At 43.9% G+C, this 18,603-nt stretch carries 16 protein-coding genes and 1 tRNA gene; 11 read left to right on the forward strand and 6 right to left on the reverse strand.

Translation table 11 applies throughout. The features are described 5' to 3' along the window. Positions 1 to 137: 137 nt before the first annotated feature. Both fumC and CKV74_RS08900 read left to right on the forward strand, forming a co-directional pair. Complete coding sequence (fumC, locus tag CKV74_RS08895) at positions 138 to 1,532, forward strand: class II fumarate hydratase (RefSeq protein WP_007243150.1); 1,395 nt, start codon at positions 138 to 140, stop codon at positions 1,530 to 1,532. 109 nt (positions 1,533 to 1,641) lie between these two features. After that, positions 1,642 to 2,244 (forward strand): chalcone isomerase family protein, encoded by a 603-nt coding sequence (locus CKV74_RS08900; RefSeq protein ID WP_095177035.1) that lies wholly within the window; start codon positions 1,642 to 1,644, stop codon positions 2,242 to 2,244. 45 nt (positions 2,245 to 2,289) lie between these two features. Here the strand turns inward: CKV74_RS08900 and CKV74_RS08905 are convergent, their stop codons facing one another. Next, the gene (locus CKV74_RS08905; RefSeq protein WP_039847903.1) at positions 2,290 to 3,192 is read right to left on the reverse strand and encodes an ATP-grasp domain-containing protein; all 903 of its coding nucleotides are present in this window, start codon (positions 3,190 to 3,192) and stop codon (positions 2,290 to 2,292) included. Positions 3,193 to 3,325: 133 nt separating this feature from the next. Here CKV74_RS08905 and CKV74_RS08910 point away from each other — a divergent pair, with 133 nt between their 5' ends. Beyond that, complete coding sequence (locus tag CKV74_RS08910; protein ID WP_095177036.1) at positions 3,326 to 3,589, forward strand: GrxA family glutaredoxin; 264 nt, start codon at positions 3,326 to 3,328, stop codon at positions 3,587 to 3,589. A gap of 489 nt (positions 3,590 to 4,078) precedes the next feature. Next, on the forward strand, positions 4,079 to 5,662 hold the full coding sequence (gene prfC / locus CKV74_RS08915) for a peptide chain release factor 3 (protein WP_007243107.1): 1,584 nt from the start codon (positions 4,079 to 4,081) through the stop codon (positions 5,660 to 5,662). An 83-nt stretch (positions 5,663 to 5,745) separates the two neighbouring features. Here the strand turns inward: prfC and CKV74_RS08920 are convergent, their stop codons facing one another. Beyond that, on the reverse strand, positions 5,746 to 6,348 hold the full coding sequence (locus CKV74_RS08920; protein WP_007243134.1) for a peroxiredoxin C: 603 nt from the start codon (positions 6,346 to 6,348) through the stop codon (positions 5,746 to 5,748). 147 nt (positions 6,349 to 6,495) lie between these two features. On the opposite strand from CKV74_RS08920, the gene metC reads away from it, so the two are divergent. Beyond that, on the forward strand, positions 6,496 to 7,680 hold the full coding sequence (metC, locus tag CKV74_RS08925) for a cystathionine beta-lyase (RefSeq protein ID WP_007243151.1): 1,185 nt from the start codon (positions 6,496 to 6,498) through the stop codon (positions 7,678 to 7,680). Between the two features lie 51 nt (positions 7,681 to 7,731). Continuing rightward, positions 7,732 to 9,093 (forward strand): UDP-N-acetylmuramate:L-alanyl-gamma-D-glutamyl-meso-diaminopimelate ligase, encoded by a 1,362-nt coding sequence (gene mpl / locus CKV74_RS08930; protein WP_007243135.1) that lies wholly within the window; start codon positions 7,732 to 7,734, stop codon positions 9,091 to 9,093. 156 nt (positions 9,094 to 9,249) lie between these two features. Here mpl and ftsH read toward each other — a convergent pair whose 3' ends face one another. Together ftsH and rlmE are read right to left on the reverse strand one after the other, a co-directional pair. After that, complete coding sequence (gene ftsH / locus CKV74_RS08935; RefSeq protein ID WP_094188663.1) at positions 9,250 to 11,148, reverse strand: ATP-dependent zinc metalloprotease FtsH; 1,899 nt, start codon at positions 11,146 to 11,148, stop codon at positions 9,250 to 9,252. Between the two features lie 117 nt (positions 11,149 to 11,265). Continuing rightward, positions 11,266 to 11,898: a 23S rRNA (uridine(2552)-2'-O)-methyltransferase RlmE gene (gene rlmE / locus CKV74_RS08940; RefSeq protein WP_095177037.1), complete on the reverse strand. Its 633-nt coding sequence runs from the start codon at positions 11,896 to 11,898 to the stop codon at positions 11,266 to 11,268. 148 nt (positions 11,899 to 12,046) lie between these two features. Between rlmE and yhbY the strand changes: the two genes are divergently transcribed. Further along, positions 12,047 to 12,346: a ribosome assembly RNA-binding protein YhbY gene (gene yhbY, locus CKV74_RS08945; RefSeq protein ID WP_007243164.1), complete on the forward strand. Its 300-nt coding sequence runs from the start codon at positions 12,047 to 12,049 to the stop codon at positions 12,344 to 12,346. 33 nt (positions 12,347 to 12,379) lie between these two features. On the opposite strand, the gene greA is transcribed toward yhbY, so the two are convergent. Continuing rightward, positions 12,380 to 12,856 (reverse strand): transcription elongation factor GreA, encoded by a 477-nt coding sequence (gene greA / locus CKV74_RS08950; protein WP_007243132.1) that lies wholly within the window; start codon positions 12,854 to 12,856, stop codon positions 12,380 to 12,382. 154 nt (positions 12,857 to 13,010) lie between these two features. On the opposite strand from greA, the gene dacB reads away from it, so the two are divergent. From dacB to CKV74_RS08965, 3 genes are all read left to right on the forward strand, one after another. Continuing rightward, positions 13,011 to 14,447, forward strand: coding sequence for a serine-type D-Ala-D-Ala carboxypeptidase (gene dacB / locus CKV74_RS08955; RefSeq protein ID WP_095177038.1), 1,437 nt, complete (start codon positions 13,011 to 13,013; stop codon positions 14,445 to 14,447). Between the two features lie 71 nt (positions 14,448 to 14,518). Then, on the forward strand, positions 14,519 to 15,142 hold the full coding sequence (dmsD, locus tag CKV74_RS08960; protein ID WP_007243165.1) for a Tat proofreading chaperone DmsD: 624 nt from the start codon (positions 14,519 to 14,521) through the stop codon (positions 15,140 to 15,142). Between the two features lie 78 nt (positions 15,143 to 15,220). Continuing rightward, positions 15,221 to 16,279 carry a TIGR01620 family protein gene (locus tag CKV74_RS08965; protein ID WP_095177039.1) on the forward strand — a complete coding sequence of 353 codons (1,059 nt, stop codon included), beginning with the start codon at positions 15,221 to 15,223 and terminating at the stop codon, positions 16,277 to 16,279. A gap of 248 nt (positions 16,280 to 16,527) precedes the next feature. On the opposite strand, the gene pyk is transcribed toward CKV74_RS08965, so the two are convergent. Next, on the reverse strand, positions 16,528 to 17,964 hold the full coding sequence (gene pyk, locus CKV74_RS08970; RefSeq protein WP_039847897.1) for a pyruvate kinase: 1,437 nt from the start codon (positions 17,962 to 17,964) through the stop codon (positions 16,528 to 16,530). Positions 17,965 to 18,189: 225 nt separating this feature from the next. Between pyk and CKV74_RS08975 the strand changes: the two genes are divergently transcribed. Continuing rightward, positions 18,190 to 18,266: transfer RNA gene (locus CKV74_RS08975), tRNA-Val, on the forward strand. Positions 18,267 to 18,603 lie beyond the last annotated feature (337 nt).

Here is an 18,603-nt window from a genome sequence, read left to right on the forward strand (position 1 = left end):
AATAAATGTTATTCACTCTATTTTATGATCTAGGTCACAAAAGTAAGTTTTAACAATTTTCTTACGTTTTATTCATACCACCTGGGTGGTAGAATCTTGGCCGAATTTTTTACTCTAAACATAAATAGGAGAACAACATGACATTTCGTATTGAGAAAGACACCATGGGCGAAGTTCAAGTGCCAGCCGATAAATACTGGGCTGCACAAACCGAACGTTCACGCAATAACTTTAAAATCGGCCCTGCCGCGTCTATGCCACACGAAGTCATTGAAGCTTTCGGCTATTTGAAAAAAGCAGCAGCATTCGCCAATGCCGATCTTGGTGTTTTATCCACTGAAAAACGCGATCTTATTGCTGCGGCCTGTGATGAAATTCTTGCCGGTAAATTAGATGATCAATTCCCATTGGTAATTTGGCAGACCGGTTCCGGTACCCAATCCAATATGAACGTCAATGAAGTAGTGGCTAACCGTGCACACGTATTACACGGTGGCAAATTGGGCGAAAAATCCTTTGTTCACCCGAACGATGATGTGAATAAATCCCAATCTTCAAACGACACCTTCCCAACAGCAATGCATATTGCGGCATACAAAAAAGTCGTTGAAAAAACAATTCCTGCGGTAGAACGTTTACAAAAAACCTTTGCGCAAAAATCTGCTGAATTTAAAGACGTGGTAAAAATTGGCCGTACCCATTTAATGGACGCAACACCATTAACCCTAGGTCAAGAGTTCTCTGCTTATGCTGCTCAATTAGACTTTGGTCTGCGTGCACTTAAAAATACCCTTCCACATTTAAGCCAATTAGCACTTGGCGGTACAGCTGTAGGTACGGGTTTAAATACACCAAAAGGTTACGATGTAAAAGTTGCTGAATATATCGCTCAATTTACCGGTTTCCCATTTGTGACTGCAGAAAATAAATTTGAAGCGCTTGCAGCTCATGATGCGATGGTTGAAACCCACGGGGCATTAAAACAACTTGCCGTGAGCCTATTCAAAATTGCTAACGACATTCGTTTATTAGCATCCGGTCCACGTTCCGGTATCGGTGAAATCTTAATTCCGGAAAATGAACCAGGCTCATCAATCATGCCGGGTAAAGTAAACCCAACACAATGTGAAGCATTAACAATGGTATGTGCGCAAGTATTCGGTAACGATACCACTATCTCTTTTGTTGGCTCACAAGGTCATTTCCAATTGAACGTATTCAACCCAGTAATGGTTGCGAATTTCTTACAATCCGCTCAATTATTGGCCGATGCTTGCGTGTCCTTTGATGAACACTGTGCAACCGGTATTCAACCAAACTACCCTCGCATCAAACAACAATTGGAAAATTCATTAATGTTAGTAACTGCATTAAATACCCACATTGGTTATGAAAATGCAGCAAAAATTGCTAAAACCGCACACAAAAACGGTACAACCCTACGCGAAGAAGCCATTAACTTAGGCTTAGTTTCTGCAGAAGACTTCGATAAATGGGTTCGTCCGGAAGACATGGTTGGCAGCTTAAAATAAGCAAAAAAATCAATAAGTATCAGGCGGGGGAACCCGCCTTTTTTATTCGTTTTACTCTTTTCCCGGCCTTTTGCTATAATCGCCGCAATTTTCACTATTTAGTCATGCTATGAAATTAAAATTTTTATTGCCGCTTGTCGGCGCTGTCTTTTGTGGTCCTTTAATGGCGCAATGGCAACCGGTTGGTAACGCCGAATATACTTGGGGTCCATTCCATGTTTACACGGTCGGACTCTATTCTGAAAACGGGCATTATCAAGCAAATGAACGTCCATTAATGTTTTCCGTGCGTTATGAAAAACCGATCGAAGGGAAAAACTTTGCGATTACCTTGGTAAAAGAAATGGAGGCGCAAAAATTAAGTACCGATGACACCACTGCTTGGCTGAAAAAAATGCAGCAAATTTTTCCAGATTTTTCGCCTAACGATATTTTGAATTTTATCGCCTTAGAGGATCGCGGCTATTTCGTACTTAATGACACCATTTTGGATCATGAGTTTGATGCAAAATTTACCCAGGCATTTATTGATATTTGGCTTTCGCCAAAAAGTAGTTTTAGCAAACTACAACCCCAGCTAACCGGCAAAGAAAAAAGTGGGCATGATTTCCAAGAATTTAAATTACATCCGTCCAGCGAACCCTTTGACGAAGAAAGTACCATGCCGGAATTACCGCCAAATTACGACCAACGAAATAATTTACCGGGATAATTGACTCGCCATTCAATGGCGTACACAAAAATCAAAAAGGGCTTATTAGCCCTTTTGTTTTACCTTCTTTTCTAACAATGCAATCATTTCGCTCGCAATATCTATGCCGCTGGTTTGCTCAATCATCTCCAAACCCGGCGATGCATTAACCTCCAAGACCAGCAGTCCACGCGCTGATGGAATCAAATCCACTCCGGCCACCTCGAGTCCCAATGCTTTTGCTGCAGCTACCGCCAACTGTTGCTCACCAACACTTAATTGAACCGACTCAGCCCGTCCACCACGATGAAAATTCGCACGAAAATCCTCTTTTTTACCAATCCGTCGCATGGCAGCAACAACCCGTTCTCCCACCACAAAGGCGCGAATATCGGCGCTTTCAGCCTCTGCAATAAATTCCTGTTGCAAGGCCGGTGTACCGTTTTGATATAAAAAATCCAACAAGCCATGGGCACTTTTGACACTTTCCGCCAACATCACACCCACCCCTTGCATTCCGGCCAAGGTTTTAATAATCAGTGGCGGAGACAATTGTGCCAATAGTGTCTCAGCACTCACTTCCCGTCCGCTTAAATAGCTATCCGGCAATGGCAAGCCGGCTGCAGCCAAATATTGCAAGGATTGCCATTTATCGCGTGCTAGTGCAAAGGCTTGTGGCGAATTTAAACTCACTGCACCGCGCGCCAGCAAATGTTCCAACACGGCACAACCTTGCTGATTGCTAGTCACTCCAAAACGAGGCAATACCCCATCATAATCCTGCAGCGAATACGCCGCTTGCGTTTCCTTGGCTTGATAATACAGCGAAAATGTTCCAGCCTCGGACAAGCGCAATAAAAAACGATTGGGATCCAATATATCCATTTGATGCCCACGAGCCGCAGCCGCCTCGCATAAACGCTGACAACTATATAGTCGTGGTTCGCGGCATAACATTAATAAATTCATTGCCATCCTTATAGCTCCGAAAAAACCGTCGATATACTACACCAATCGGAGCAATCCTGAAAAAGCCTTTCTTCGGATTGTTCAAATCAGGTAAAATCGCTGCGTTTTTTAATCCAATCAAGAGGAAATCATTATGTTCGTAGTAATTTTTGGCCGTCCAGGCTGCCCTTATTGCGTACGCGCAAAAAATTTAGCGGAAAAATTAAAAGGCGAAGTAGCCGATTTTGATTACCGTTATGTGGATATTCACGCGGAAGGCATTACCAAAGAAGATTTATCCAAATCCGTTGGCAAACCGGTTGAAACCGTGCCACAAATCTTTATCGATGAAAAACCAATCGGCGGTTGTACCGATTTCGAAGCGCTAATGAAAGAGCAATTCAATATCGTAGCTTAATCCGCTCTCTCAAACGCGGTGGTGTTTTTCAAAGCTTTCTGAAAAAGTAATGGCAAGTCATTGATTTTATTAGAAATACTTTAAAAATAAACTTTCACCGCGTTTATTTTGCATTTTTCATTGAAATCACCACTCTTTTTTACTTCTCTTAATATTTTTCGAGCTTCTCTATAGCCTTCCTAACATAGTTAGCGTCAACCTATTGATACCAACCTCAAAAAATCAAAATTTTTAATCCGGTTTGCTCGAAATGCTTCCGTGACTTCCCCCACCTCAATATCCAGATGCTCCCTGAATCACCTCAAAACCTCTTGTTTTTTTAAAATATATTAAATAAAATCAACAAGTTACACCTTGTTTTGGAAAAAACTTTTATTTTCGAAGGGGCGTTTGTCACATCGCTTAAACTTGCTTAAGCAATAAAATTTGAGCCGACGGGCAAAATCAGCGACAATAGCGCCCATTTTTGAGCAATAAGAATTGAGACAGATGAGTTATCCATTAGAAGAAGTGAATAAACGTCGCACATTTGCGATTATTTCCCACCCCGATGCGGGTAAAACCACCATTACCGAAAAAGTATTGTTATACGGCAATGCTATTCAAAAAGCCGGTTCGGTAAAAGGTAAGGGTTCGGCACAACACGCAAAATCAGACTGGATGGAGATGGAAAAACAACGTGGGATTTCCATTACCACCTCAGTGATGCAATTTCCTTACAATGAATGCTTAGTGAATTTATTGGACACCCCGGGGCATGAGGACTTCTCGGAAGACACCTACCGTACGCTTACCGCGGTGGACAGTTGCCTGATGGTAATCGATGCGGCAAAAGGGGTTGAGGAACGTACCATTAAATTAATGGAAGTCACCCGTTTGCGCGATACGCCGATTATCACGTTTATGAACAAACTTGACCGCGACATCCGCGATCCAATGGAATTGTTGGATGAAGTGGAAAGCGTGTTAAAAATTCATTGTGCGCCTATTACTTGGCCGATTGGCTGCGGTAAGTTATTTAAGGGTGTGTACCATTTATACAAAGATGAAACCTATTTATACCAAAGCGGACAGGGTTCTACTATTCAAGAAGTTCGTATCGTGAAAGGCTTGAATAATCCGGAATTAGATAATGCGGTAGGCGACGACTTAGCGCAACAATTGCGTGACGAATTGGAACTCGTGCAAGGCGCAAGTAATGAATTTGATTTGGATCTATTCTTAAGCGGTGAATTAACACCGGTCTTTTTCGGTACCGCGCTCGGTAACTTTGGGGTGGATCATTTCTTAGACGGCTTAACCGAATGGGCGCCGGCTCCACAAGCCCGTCAAGCGGATTGCCGTAAAGTTTCAGCTGAAGAAGAGAAATTCAGCGGTTTCGTGTTTAAAATTCAAGCCAATATGGATCCAAAACACCGTGACCGCGTGGCGTTCCTGCGTGTAGTTTCCGGTAAATATGAAAAAGGCATGAAGCTCAAACACGTGCGTATTGGTAAAGATGTGGTTATTTCCGATGCACTGACCTTTATGGCGGGTGATCGTACCCATGCCGAGGAAGCCTATGCAGGCGATATTATCGGCTTGCACAATCACGGTACGATTCAAATTGGTGATACCTTCACGCAAGGTGAAGATATGAAATTTACCGGCATACCAAACTTTGCACCGGAATTATTCCGCCGCATTCGTTTGAAAGATCCATTGAAACAAAAACAATTGTTAAAAGGCTTGGTGCAGCTTTCTGAAGAAGGTGCGGTGCAGGTCTTCCGTCCATTAAGCAATAATGATTTAATCGTAGGTGCGGTGGGTGTATTGCAATTTGATGTGGTAGTTTCCCGCCTGAAATCGGAATACAACGTCGAAGCCATTTATGAAACCGTCAATGTGGCAACCGCGCGTTGGGTAGAATGTACCGACAATAAGAAATTTGAAGAGTTCAAACGTAAAAATGAGCAAAATCTTGCGCTAGACGGTGGCGATAATCTCACCTACATTGCGCCAACGATGGTGAACTTAAATCTAGCCCAAGAACGTTATCCTGATGTCACTTTCTTTAAAACTAGAGAACATTAAACTCAGTTTGTTCATTCCGCATAAGGATATAAAAAAGCCACCTAAGGGTGGCTTTTTTGTTTGACGATTAATTTAGTTACAAATTAAAGCTTGTCAGCATTTTGTTTTAAGTATTTAGCAACGCCTTCAGGGTTGTCTTTCATACCTTCTTTACCTTTTTCCCATTGTGCCGGGCAAACTTCACCGTGCTCTTCGTGGAATTGTAAAGCATCAACCATACGTAACATTTCATCGATGTTACGACCTAGTGGTAGGTCATTCACAACTTGGTGACGTACTACGCCGTTTTTGTCGATTAAGAAAGATGCACGTAATGCAACACCAGCTTCAGGATGTTCAATACCGTAAGCTTTTGCGATTTCGTGTTTCACGTCAGCGGCTAACGCGTAACGTACTTGACCGATACCACCTTGGTCAGTTGGAGTGTTACGCCATGCATTGTGAGTAAATTGGGAGTCAATAGACACGCCAACGACTTCCACACCGCGTTTTTTGAATTCTTCATAACGGTGATCAAACGCGATTAATTCTGATGGGCAAACGAAAGTGAAGTCTAATGGATAGAAGAAAATCACTGCAGCTTTGCCTGCAATGTGTTGTTTGAAATTGAAGTTATCAACGATTTCACCATTGCCTAAAACTGCAGATGAAGTAAAATCTGGGGCTTGACGGGTAACTAATACCATAATCTAAATTCCTCTTAAACGTTGTGGAAAATACGTGCCGTAGCACTACGGTCAGAATCCTAAAGAAAACCACCGTGTTTTAACAGCTGTTTTTATCTATCAAACCGATAAGAAGCATTAACTTTTATAACAAAATAGAGAAGAAATATGAAAGCACAACTAGCAACAACATTGGTGCACGCGGGGCGTAAAAAACGCTATACCCAAGGCGCCGTAAACCCGGTAATTCAACGGGCTTCCTCATTAGTTTTCGATACTATTGCCGATAAAAAACAGGCGACCCGTAATCGTTACAAGGGCGAGCTTTTCTATGGCCGTCGCGGTACCCTCACCCATTTCGCATTACAGGATCTCTTGTGTGAAATGGAAGGTGGTGCTGGCTGTTATCTTTACCCTTGTGGGGCGGCAGCCGTCACCAATGCCATTTTATCCTTCGTAGCCAGCGGTGATCATGTGTTAATGACTGGTGCGGCCTATGAGCCAACCCAAGATTTCTGCAATCATATCCTTAAGAAAATGCAGATTGATACCACTTATTATGATCCAATGCTCGGTGCTGACATTGCTCAATTGGTACAACCCAATACCAAAGTGTTGTTCTTGGAATCACCAAGCTCTTTAACCATGGAAGTACCGGATATTCCAACGATCGTAAAAGCTGTTCGGGCGGTAAATCCGGAAATTGTGATTATGATTGATAATACTTGGGGCGGCGGTATTTTATTTAAAGCCCTTGAACATGATATTGATATTTCCATTCAAGCCGGAACCAAATACTTAGTCGGTCATTCCGATGCCATGATTGGTACTGCCGTGGCAAATGCTCGCACTTGGGATCAACTGCGCGAACACTCCTATCTAATGGGGCAAATGGTCGATGCTGATACCGCCTACACTACTGCGCGTGGCATCCGTACTCTTGCTGTACGTCTAAAACAACATCATGAAAGCAGTCTGAAAATTGCCCGATGGTTAGCGCAACAACCACAGGTTAAAGCAGTGTACCATCCGGCATTGCCAAGCTGTCCGGGACACGAATTCTTTCAACGGGATTTCAGCGCTGCCAGCGGCCTATTTTCCTTTGAACTTCATAAGCGTCTAAGCGACCAAGAATTGGCCTGTTTTATGGATAATTTTGAGCTCTTTACCATGGCCTATTCCTGGGGCGGTTTTGAATCTCTGGTTTTATGTAACCAACCGGAAGAAATTGCAAAAATCCGCCCGGGCATCGAACGCAAGCTTAGCGGTTCATTGATTCGCCTACATATCGGCTTCGAAGATTGCGATGAGCTAATTACCGATCTACAAAATGCCTTTGCCCGCCTGGCCTAATTTTTAACAAAAGGGCTTGCCTGACAAGCCCTTCTTTTTTTGAGGAACAATATGAAACATATTCACATTCTTGGAATCTGCGGTACCTTTATGGGCGGCGTTGCGATGATCGCCAAACAAATGGGGTATCATGTCACCGGCTCCGATACCAATGTTTACCCGCCAATGAGCACCTTCCTACAACAGCAAGGTATTGAAATCATTGCTAACTACGATGTTGCACAATTGCAACCTGCGCCGGACATGGTGATTATCGGGAATGCCATGAAACGTGGTAATCCCTGCGTAGAATATGTGTTGGACAATGCTCTGCCTTACACCTCTGGGCCACAATGGCTACATGATCATTTATTGCGTGATCGCTGGGTATTGGCCGTTTCCGGTACTCATGGAAAAACCACTACCACCGGTATGCTAACCTGGATTTTAGAACAAAATGGCCTCAACCCAGGATTCTTAGTTGGCGGGATTGCCGGCAACTTTGGCACCTCTGCCCGCTTAGGCGACAGCAATTTCTTTGTTATCGAAGCCGATGAATATGACACCGCTTTCTTTGACAAACGTTCCAAATTCGTACATTACAATCCGAAAACGCTCATCATCAATAACATCAGTTTTGACCACGCCGATATTTTTGATAATTTGGCGGCGATCCAACGGCAATTCCATCATATGATCCGAACCATCCCAAGCAGTGGCCGCATTCTTTCCCTAGCCGATGAACAAAGTGCGAAAGAAACCTTGGCGATGGGCTGTTGGTCCGAACAACAATTTATCGGCAAGCATAAAGAATGGTTTGCTGAACGTATTACCAATGATTGCAGCCAATTTGCCGTCTTCCACCTAGGTGAAAAAGTGGCCGAAGTACATTGGGATATCGTGGGGCAACATAATATGCACAATGCCTTAATGGCGATTGCTGCAGCCTACCATGCCGGTGTAGCCATTACCGATAGTTGTCGCGCACTGGGCTCGTTTATCAATGCTAAACGCCGTTTGGAAGTTAAAGGCGAAGTGAATGGAATCACCGTATATGACGATTTCGCCCATCATCCGGAAGCTATTTTGGCAACACTTACCGCCCTGCGTGATAAAGTTGGCGGAGGGGTGCGCATCTTGGCTGTTTTGGAACCCCGTTCCAACACCATGAAAATGGGCGTCCACAAGGATGAGATTGCGCCGGCATTAGGACGTGCTGATGTGGTATTTATGCTGCAACCCGATAACATTCCTTGGGAGGTGGCGGAAATCGCTTCACAATGCGTTCAACCGGCTCACTGGAGTGGAAACCTAGATAAACTGGTGGATATGATTGTGGCTGAAGCTAAACCGACCGACCATATTTTGGTCATGTCTAACGGCAGCTTCGGCGGTATCCATCAAAAATTATTGGATAAATTAAAAGATGCATAACAAAACGGGAGGACGCGCTCAAAACGCCCTCCCGTTTTTCAACGTTTTGCCCAAAATAGCAGCTAACTCATTGATTTTATTATAGTTGCCTTTAAAACCTATAATGCATTGATTTTCTTAAATAAAAAAGAAGCCCCGAAAACTCGGGGCTTTTTCTTAGACATCTTGTTGATTATCGTCTTGCGCTTTATCTGTCGGTTGCTCTGCTTCCGTACGTTGGGCTTGGCCATTCTCTTGAACCTCTTCCCAACCACTCGGTGCGGTCACCGGACGACGTTCCATCAATTGTTTGATTTGCTCTTCTTCGATGGTTTCATATTTCACCAAAGCATCTTTCATGGCATGTAGAATATCCATATTATCAAGCAACAATTGACGCGCTCGATCATAATTGCGGGCAATTAGCGCTCGCACTTCTTCATCGATCAAATGAGCGGTTTCATCGGACATATGTTTCGCTTTCGCCATGGAGCGGCCAAGGAATACTTCGCCTTCATCTTCCGCATATAGAATCGGGCCAAGTTTTTCCGAGAAGCCCCATTGGGTCACCATATTACGGGCAATATTAGTTGCCACTTTAATATCATTGGATGCACCCGTGGAAACATTTTCCTCGCCATAAATCAATTCTTCCGCCAAACGTCCCGCATACATGGTGGACAATTTGCTTTCCAATTGTTTTTGACTAATGCTAATTTGATCGCCTTCCGGTAAGAAGAAGGTAACCCCTAAAGCGCGGCCGCGTGGAATAATGGTCACTTTGTGCACCGGATCGTGTTCAGGTACTAAATACCCCACAATCGCATGTCCAGCTTCATGATAAGCCGTAGATTCTTTTTGTTTCTCGGTCATCACCATGGTACGGCGTTCCGGTCCCATGTTGATCTTATCCTTGGCTTTTTCAAATTCCAACATAGTCACTGTTCGTTTATCGGAACGTGCAGCAAACAATGCGGCCTCATTCACCAAGTTGGCTAAATCCGCACCGGAGTACCCCGGTGTACCACGTGCTAAGGTCATTGCATTAACATCCGGAGCAACCGGTACTTTACGCATATGCACTTTAAGGATCTGTTCACGACCTTTCACATCCGGTAAACCAACCACAACCTGACGGTCAAAACGTCCCGGACGGGTTAATGCTGGGTCCAAGACATCCGGTCGGTTGGTTGCAGCAATCACAATAACGCCATCATGTCCGCCGAAACCATCCATTTCCACCAACATTTGGTTTAGGGTTTGTTCGCGTTCATCATGTCCACCGCCTAGGCCTGCACCACGTTGACGACCAACTGCATCGATTTCATCGATAAAGATTAAACAAGGCGCATTTTTCTTCGCCTGTTCAAACATATCACGAACCCGTGAAGCACCAACCCCGACAAACATTTCCACAAAATCAGAACCGGAAATGGTAAAAAATGGCACTTTGGCCTCACCGGCAATGGCTTTTGCCAATAAGGTTTTACCGGTTCCCGGCGGTCCTACCATCAAAATACCTTTTGGAATGCGGCCACCGAGTTTTTGGAATTTATTTGGATCACGTAAGAAATCAACAATTTCGCCCACTTCTTCCTTCGCTTCATCACAACCGGCCACATCGGCAAAGGTGACTTTGATTTGATCCTGGGTAAGCATCTTGGCACGGCTTTTCCCAAAGCTCATGGCCTTGCCGCCACCACCTTGCATTTGACGCATAAAGAAAACCCACACCCCAACCAAGAACAACATCGGGAACCAGGAAATCAAAATTTGTGATAAAAGACCGCGACGTTCAATCGGAGTACCTTCCACTTTGACTTTTTTGCTTAATAAATCGTCGAGCAATTTATTATCTTCTAATGGTGGCATCACTGTAGTGTATTTAGCACCATCGGTTTTGGTCACGGCAATCTCATTGGCATCAAAGCGCACTTCTTTTACCTGACCATTACTCACATCATAAGCGAATGTGGTGTAATCCGTCGTATCTCCCGATGCCGATGAATTGAAACTTTGGTATGCAGTCATCATGACAACCGCAACCACAATCCACAAGACGAGATTTTTGACCATATCGTTCAAAGTAAAACCTTCCTTAATTAATCAATAAAAACGCGTAAAAAGATACTATATTTACCCGCTAAGAAAAAGCGATTAATGCAATCAGCCTTTCGGCAATAACACGAACCACTAACAGCCCTTAAAGCCCGAAGCGACAATATAAACCTCGCGCGAACGACCTCGGGAAGCCTCGGGTTTGCGCACCTTCACTGCATTAAACAGCGAACGGATTTCTTTTAAATAGTCATCAAAGCCTTCCCCTTGGAACACTTTCACAACAAAGGACCCTTTCAAGGCCAACACTTGACGGCACATATCCAAAGCTAATTCCACCAAATACATAGCGCGTGGAATATCCACCGATGGCATACCGCTAAAATTCGGTGCCATATCAGACATCACCACATCAACCTTAGCTTCGCCTACCCGCTCTAATAAAGCATTTAGGACATTTTCCTCGCGAAAATCACCCTGTAGGAAATCTACTCCGACAATGGGTGACATTTCCAAAATATCACAGGCAATTACCCGACCTTTGGAACCGATTTGGCTTACTGCGTATTGCGACCAACCACCCGGCGCTGCACCTAAATCGACCACAGTCATTCCCGGTTTAAATAAACGATCCGTTTGCTGAATTTCATCAAGTTTAAAATAGGCTCGTGAGCGCAATTTTTGTTTATGCGCTTTTTGTACAAACGGATCCTTAAAATGTTCGTTTAGCCAACGTGAAGAACTCGCCGAACGTTTTTTCTTTCCCATAATCTTTATCTTTTGTTCTATTTTTTGTAGTCGTTTCGTCTATATTTGGGTACAATTCGCCAAATTCAAGACGGTCGGTTGCGGAAGTTGATGAAATATCGAATATTTTCTGCGATACCCACCACTCATTTCATTTAAAGGGTTTCTTATGACAACTTTATCAACCAAACAAAAACAATATTTAAAAGGCCTAGCACATCACCTTAATCCGGTGGTTATGCTAGGTGCCAATGGCCTTACCGAAGGTGTTTTGGCAGAAATCGATAACGCGCTCAATCACCATGAACTAATTAAAGTCAAAGTAGCCGGTGCCGATCGCGACACCAAACAGCTAATTATCGATGCCATCGTGCGCGAAACCAAGGCTTCTAACGTACAAACCATCGGCCATATTTTAGTGCTGTATAGACCGAGTGAAGAGGCAAAAATTCAACTGCCCCGCAAATAATAGTTATCCCCTCCACACGGAGGGGATTTTTTATTAGAGATAATTAACTTCGAGAATCTCGAATTCAACGGAGCCGCCCGGTGTAGCGATGGTTACGCTATCATCCAGCTCTTTACCAATCAAACCACGGGCAATCGGTGAATTAACTGAAATTAATCCTGCTTTAATATCGGCTTCATCATCACCGACGATTTGATAAGTCACTTCCTCATCCGTATCGACATTCACCAATACAACCGTCGCCCCAAAAATCACCTTACCGTTATTTGGTAATTTAGTGACATCAATTACTTGGCAGTTAGCCAGTTTACCTTCGATTTCCTGAATACGACCTTCACAAAAACCTTGTTGCTCACGGGCTGCATGATATTCGGCATTTTCTTTCAAATCGCCGTGCTCACGAGCTTCGGCAATTGCTTTAATGATTTCGGGACGGCGGGTATTTTTTAAGAAATCCAGTTCTTCACGCAGTAGCTCCGCACCACGCACCGTCATTGGAATCTGTTTCATTACGCTTTTCCTTAAAATTTAACAAAAAGAAAACCACGGCAGCGCAACCGCGTTGCCGTAGTCATTAAGCTTTTATGAGAAAAATCATTTACTCATATTCAATCGGGGCTTATTATTATGCGCCTTAAGAAAAATAGCAACCCAAAGCCGTAAAATGATTAAATTTTCTTCACGTTCCTTACAATTTTCTGCCGCCCTACTTGGCGGACTCGCTTTTAATGCCGCTGCTGATGTCGATGTTTCCCAATATGCCAAATTATTACCGGAAGGGGCTTCCGTCGGCTTTATTGCAGAAAACATCAATCAACAAAAAATTATTGCCGACAATAATGGAGCTACCTTTATGTTGCCGGCCAGTACTCAAAAGGTATTTACGGCTGTCGCCGCCAAGTTGGTGTTGGGAGATGATTTTAAATTCAAAACCTCCCTACTAACCAATGGCCAAATCGCCAACGGCGTATTAAATGGTAATCTCATTGTACAATTCACCGGCGATCCTGATCTCACCAGTGGCCAGCTGTATAGCCTATTGGCCGAATTATCCAAACAGGGAATCAATAAAATCAACGGTGATCTGATCCTAGATACCTCCGTATTCGCTAGCCATGACCGCGGTTTGGGTTGGATTTGGAACGATCTGACTATGTGTTTTAATTCTCCGCCGGCAGCCGCAAATATCGACAATAACTGTTTCTATGCGGAATTGGATGCGAATCAACCGGTCGGAGAAACCGTCAAAATCAATGTGCCGGCTCAATACCCAATTCAAGTATTCGGCCAAGTTTATATTGCCGATGCTCAGGAAGCGCCTTATTGCCAATTGGATGTTGTGGTGCATGACAACAATCGCTATCAGGTCAAAGGCTGCTTGGCTCGTCAAGCTAAACCCTTTGGCTTAAGTTTTGCGGTGCAGGATACCGATGCTTACGCTGCGGCAATTATTCAACGCCAATTGAAACGTTTGAATATCGAATTTAATGGCACCGTCAAACTGCCACAAAAACCGCAACAAGGCACCTTATTAGCCGAACATTTTTCCAAACCGTTGCCGGAATTACTGAAAAAAATGATGAAAAAATCCGACAACCAAATTGCTGACGGGCTATTCCGTGCCATCGCCTACCATTATTACAAACGCCCAGCGTCCTTCCAGCTTGGTACCATGGCGGTGAAATCGGTATTACAAAAACAAGGCATCAAATTTGGTAACAGTATTTTGGCCGATGGTTCCGGTTTATCCCGACATAATTTGGTGGCACCGAAAACCTTACTCTCGGTGCTCGAGTACATTGCTAAAAACGAAGACAAACTACATTTAATGGAAACCTTCCCGATTGCCGGGGTAGACGGTACTATCAGCGGCCGTGGCGGCTTGATCAACGCACCATTGGTAAAAAATGTTATCGCCAAAACCGGTTCTCTAAAAGGGGTTTACAACTTAGCCGGCTTTATGACTAACGCCCGCGGTGAAAAAGTCGCCTTCGTACAATTTATTAACGGCTACTCCACCGGTGAATTGGAAAGCAAAACCAAACGCGGCCCATTAGTACAATTTGAAAGCGGCGTATATAATGCCCTGTATAAGGAATAACAGGCATTGGCAAACGCCATGCCATTTTCCGGAGTTTTCTTTAAAACAACAGCTAACTCATTGATTTTATTATGGTTGATTTAAAAAACGAATTACCGGCCGAAATTGCGCTCTGCGGACGTTTGTTAGGTGCATTATTATACTATCCACCGCAAGATGAACGCCTTGCGCCAATGCGTGATTTTTTCCAACACACTGATTGGCCTGCGGCTTGGCCTTTTCAACAGGATCAAGCACTGTTAACAGAAGCTGCTGCACTACTAGCAAAAGATCCTCAAGATGCACTTGATGAGCAATATCAACGCCTGTTTATTGGCCCGAATGCGCTACCTGCGCCGCCTTGGGGATCGGTTTATTTGGATAAGGAATCGGTGATTTTTGGCGATTCATTATTGGAATTACGCGCCTTTATGCGTCAGCACGGCATTCATTTTGAGACAGCCTTGGATGAACCGGAAGATCATATTGGACTGATGCTAATGCTAAGCGCCTACTTAGTAGAAAATAATCCTTCGCTGCTCCCAGAATTCTTCAGCCAACATCTGCTGACTTGGGCACCTCACCAATTAAGCTTACTGGCTGCACAACAGGATTGTCCATTTTATGCAGCGCTAGCATTGCTAGCCAAACAAGCACTCAATGAATGGCAGCAGGCATACCGACTTGAAGTTCCCGAACGGACCTTTTATCGCTAAACTCAAGGCGTGCATCTTGCAATCTGCGATGCACGCCTTATTTTTCCTTTAAGCTTGTCATGAAATGAAAGGAAAACCATGGAAAAACAAATTTTTGACATCCCAATGCAGAGCGAAGCGCCTAGCGAATTTCGACGCAAACAAACCTTTGATGATGCACAAATCAGTCCCGATGAGCCGCTAGAAGGTGAATTGTTGGAAGAACACATCGATGAAGCGCTTGCGCCACAAAAGAGCCGTTTAGGCAAAATATTCGCAGGGCTAACGGCTCTCTTTGGAATCGCCTGCTTAGCCCAAACCATTCAATGGATTTACGATGCGATCGTCAATCATCAATGGATCTATTTAGCTTTTTCCTTGATTGGACTCGCCGTAGTGCTCGTCGCCTTTACCGAAATTATCGCGGAACTGCATCGTCTGCGCGCCCTCAAGCGACGCCAGCAACTGCGCGACCAAACCGCGGCGCTTTGGGATCGCCAACAAGCCTTAGAACCTTCTGCAGCACAGGTACAGCAACAATGTTTAGATATTGCCGACAATTTGCAACTCAATCCGCAATCACCGGCAATTCAACAATGGCAACAAAGCCTTAATGAGGCCTATTCACCACAAGAAGTCGCACAGTTATTTTCCCAACAAGTGCTCTCAACATTTGATAAGCGGGCAAAGAAACTGATTAGCCAAATGGCCGCCGAGTCGGCTGTATTAGTGGCTATCAGCCCTTTGGCTTTAGTTGATATCTTATTTGTTGCTTGGCGCGGTATTCGCCTCATCAATAAAATCGCGCAAATTTACGGTATTGAATTAGGCTATTTCACACGCATCCGCCTGTTGCGTTTGGTATTGGTCAATATGGCCTTTGCCGGTGCTACCGAATTGGTTCAGGATTGGGGAATGGACTGGTTATCACAGGATTTAAGTGGCAAACTCTCTTCCCGCATCGCCCAAGGCTTAGGCGTTGGTTTATTAACCGCACGATTGGGCATCAAAGCTATTGAATTTTGTCGCCCACTCACTTTCCGAAGTGAGGAAAAACTCAAACTCAAACACATTCAAAAAGAGTTGCTTGGCGTCTTGAAAGAAACCGTACTCGGTAAAACGCCAAGCAAGCAGCCGGAAAAAAATCTATTTGAATAATCTTAAAAACCGCCCTTCGGCGGTTTTTCTTTATGCGAACCGATAACTGAACTGAAAACCCGAACTCAATCTCACTTCTTAAACTATCCATAATAAAATCAATGAGTTATATGCATTTTATGGAAAAACTCTGAAAATCGGAGGGGCGTTTGATAAACAGCTCCAAGATGAAAAGATCAAAATAGTCAAAAAGGAAATAAAAAACGGTGGCATCAAGCCACCGTTTTTAGTCAACATTAAACCTTAAATTATTCAACGATTAAGGTACGGCAAACATTAGTTTGACGGGCAATATCATCACCTTGAGTGAGAAGTACTAAATCGCCAGAAACCAAGTAGCCTTTTTCTTTTAATAAGCTAATTGCAGCTTGTGCACCTGCTGCACTACGGCTTTCACCCTCGTAACGAACCGGAGTAACACCACGGTACAATGCACAACGATTTAAGGTTTGTTCTTCACGGGAAAGTGCGAAGATCGGCAAACCGGAACTGATACGAGACATTAGCAGTGGAGTACGGCCGCTATGGGTTAAGGTGATAATTGCAGACACACCTTTCATATGGTTAGCAGAATACATCGCAGACATCGCTACAGATTCATCAATGCTATCAAACTGACGATCTAAACGGTGGTGAGAAACATTGATGCTTGGCATTTTTTCTGCACCTAAACACACACGTGCCATTGCAGCAACGGTTTCAGCCGGATATTGACCAGCAGCAGTTTCCGCAGAAAGCATTACTGCATCAGTACCGTCCAATACCGCATTCGCGACGTCCATTACTTCCGCACGGGTTGGCATTGGGTTGCTGATCATAGATTCCATCATTTGAGTTGCAGTGATAACTGCACGGTTCAATTGGCGAGAACGACGGATTAATTTTTTCTGTACGCCGACTAATTCCGGATCACCAATTTCTACCCCCAAGTCACCACGGGCAACCATGATCACATCGGAAGCTAAAATGATATCGTCCATTGCTTCATCAGTAGAAACCGCTTCAGCACGTTCTACTTTAGCAACGATTTTCGCATTAAGACCGGCTTGTAGAGCCAATTCGCGAGCGTAGTTCAAATCTGCACCGCTGCGAGGGAAAGAAACCGCTAAGTAATCTACACCGATACGTGCTGCGGTAATGATGTCCGCTTTATCTTTATCGGTTAATGCATCGGCAGATAGACCACCACCTAATTTATTAATCCCTTTATTGTTGGAAAGTGGGCCGCCCACAGTCACTTCAGTGAATACTTTTGTACCTTCGGTGGACAACACTTTTAATTGCACACGACCATCGTCAAGTAACAAAATGTCGCCTGGAACAACGTCTTGTGGAAGGGTTTTATAATCTAGGCCTACAGCTTCTTGGTTACCTTCACCTTTTGGCAAGTCTGCATCAAGAATGAATTTATCGCCGATGTTTAAGAAAATTTTGCCGTCTTTAAAAGTGGATACACGGATTTTAGGACCTTGTAAGTCACCTAAAATCGCCACGGTTTTACCTAGTTTCTTGGCAATCGCACGTACGCGCGCAGCACGTTCGATATGATCGTCCGGGGTACCGTGGGAAAAGTTCATACGCACCACGTTAGCACCGGCTGCGATAATTTTCTCAAGATTGTTATCGCGGTCAGTTGCTGGGCCCATAGTACATACAATCTTTGTTCTTCTCAGTCTTCTAGACATTAATTACTCCGTCAAAAATGATAATTTAAAAGGAAATATTTTTATTCTCCGGGGTTCTCCCGAAAATAAGCCGCGCGGATTATACGCTTAATGCCGCTCAAAAGCAAAAACGACACATGCTCTTTTTTTCTACAAGAGCGGTTAAATTTTTAGCAGTTGTTTACGCTTTGCAAAAATGGGCTTGTCATCAAGTCAAAAAAACTTTATTATCTGCGCCGTTTTTACGCGACTATAGCTCAGTTGGTTAGAGCACCACCTTGACATGGTGGGGGTCACTGGTTCGAGTCCAGCTAGTCGCACCATTTACCCTAAACACAACCCCGCGAAACTCACCGCGGGGTTTTGTTTTTCCTAGTGTTTTCAAGGCTTTTCAGCCCTTTTGCTTATCGCCACTAATCAGATTTAATCGTCTTTAACCGCATTTTTTAGTAACAAGCTTAGTAACACGCTAGTAAATAGGCATTAAGCGGTGTTACTACGCGAGAAAAACGATGCCTAGCCCCCCCCTACAAAGACCGAGGTTGACTGGCTTAAGAAAAAGAATACTCCCTACAATCCCGCTCTACGGTTCAAGCCAAATGACTGGTTTTTTTATTGTCATAAATACTTGCTGATCGGAGCAATCGAAATAGAAATAAT

The sequence above is a fragment of the Haemophilus pittmaniae genome (genome assembly GCF_900186995.1).
Lineage (GTDB): Bacteria > Pseudomonadota > Gammaproteobacteria > Enterobacterales > Pasteurellaceae > Haemophilus_D > Haemophilus_D pittmaniae.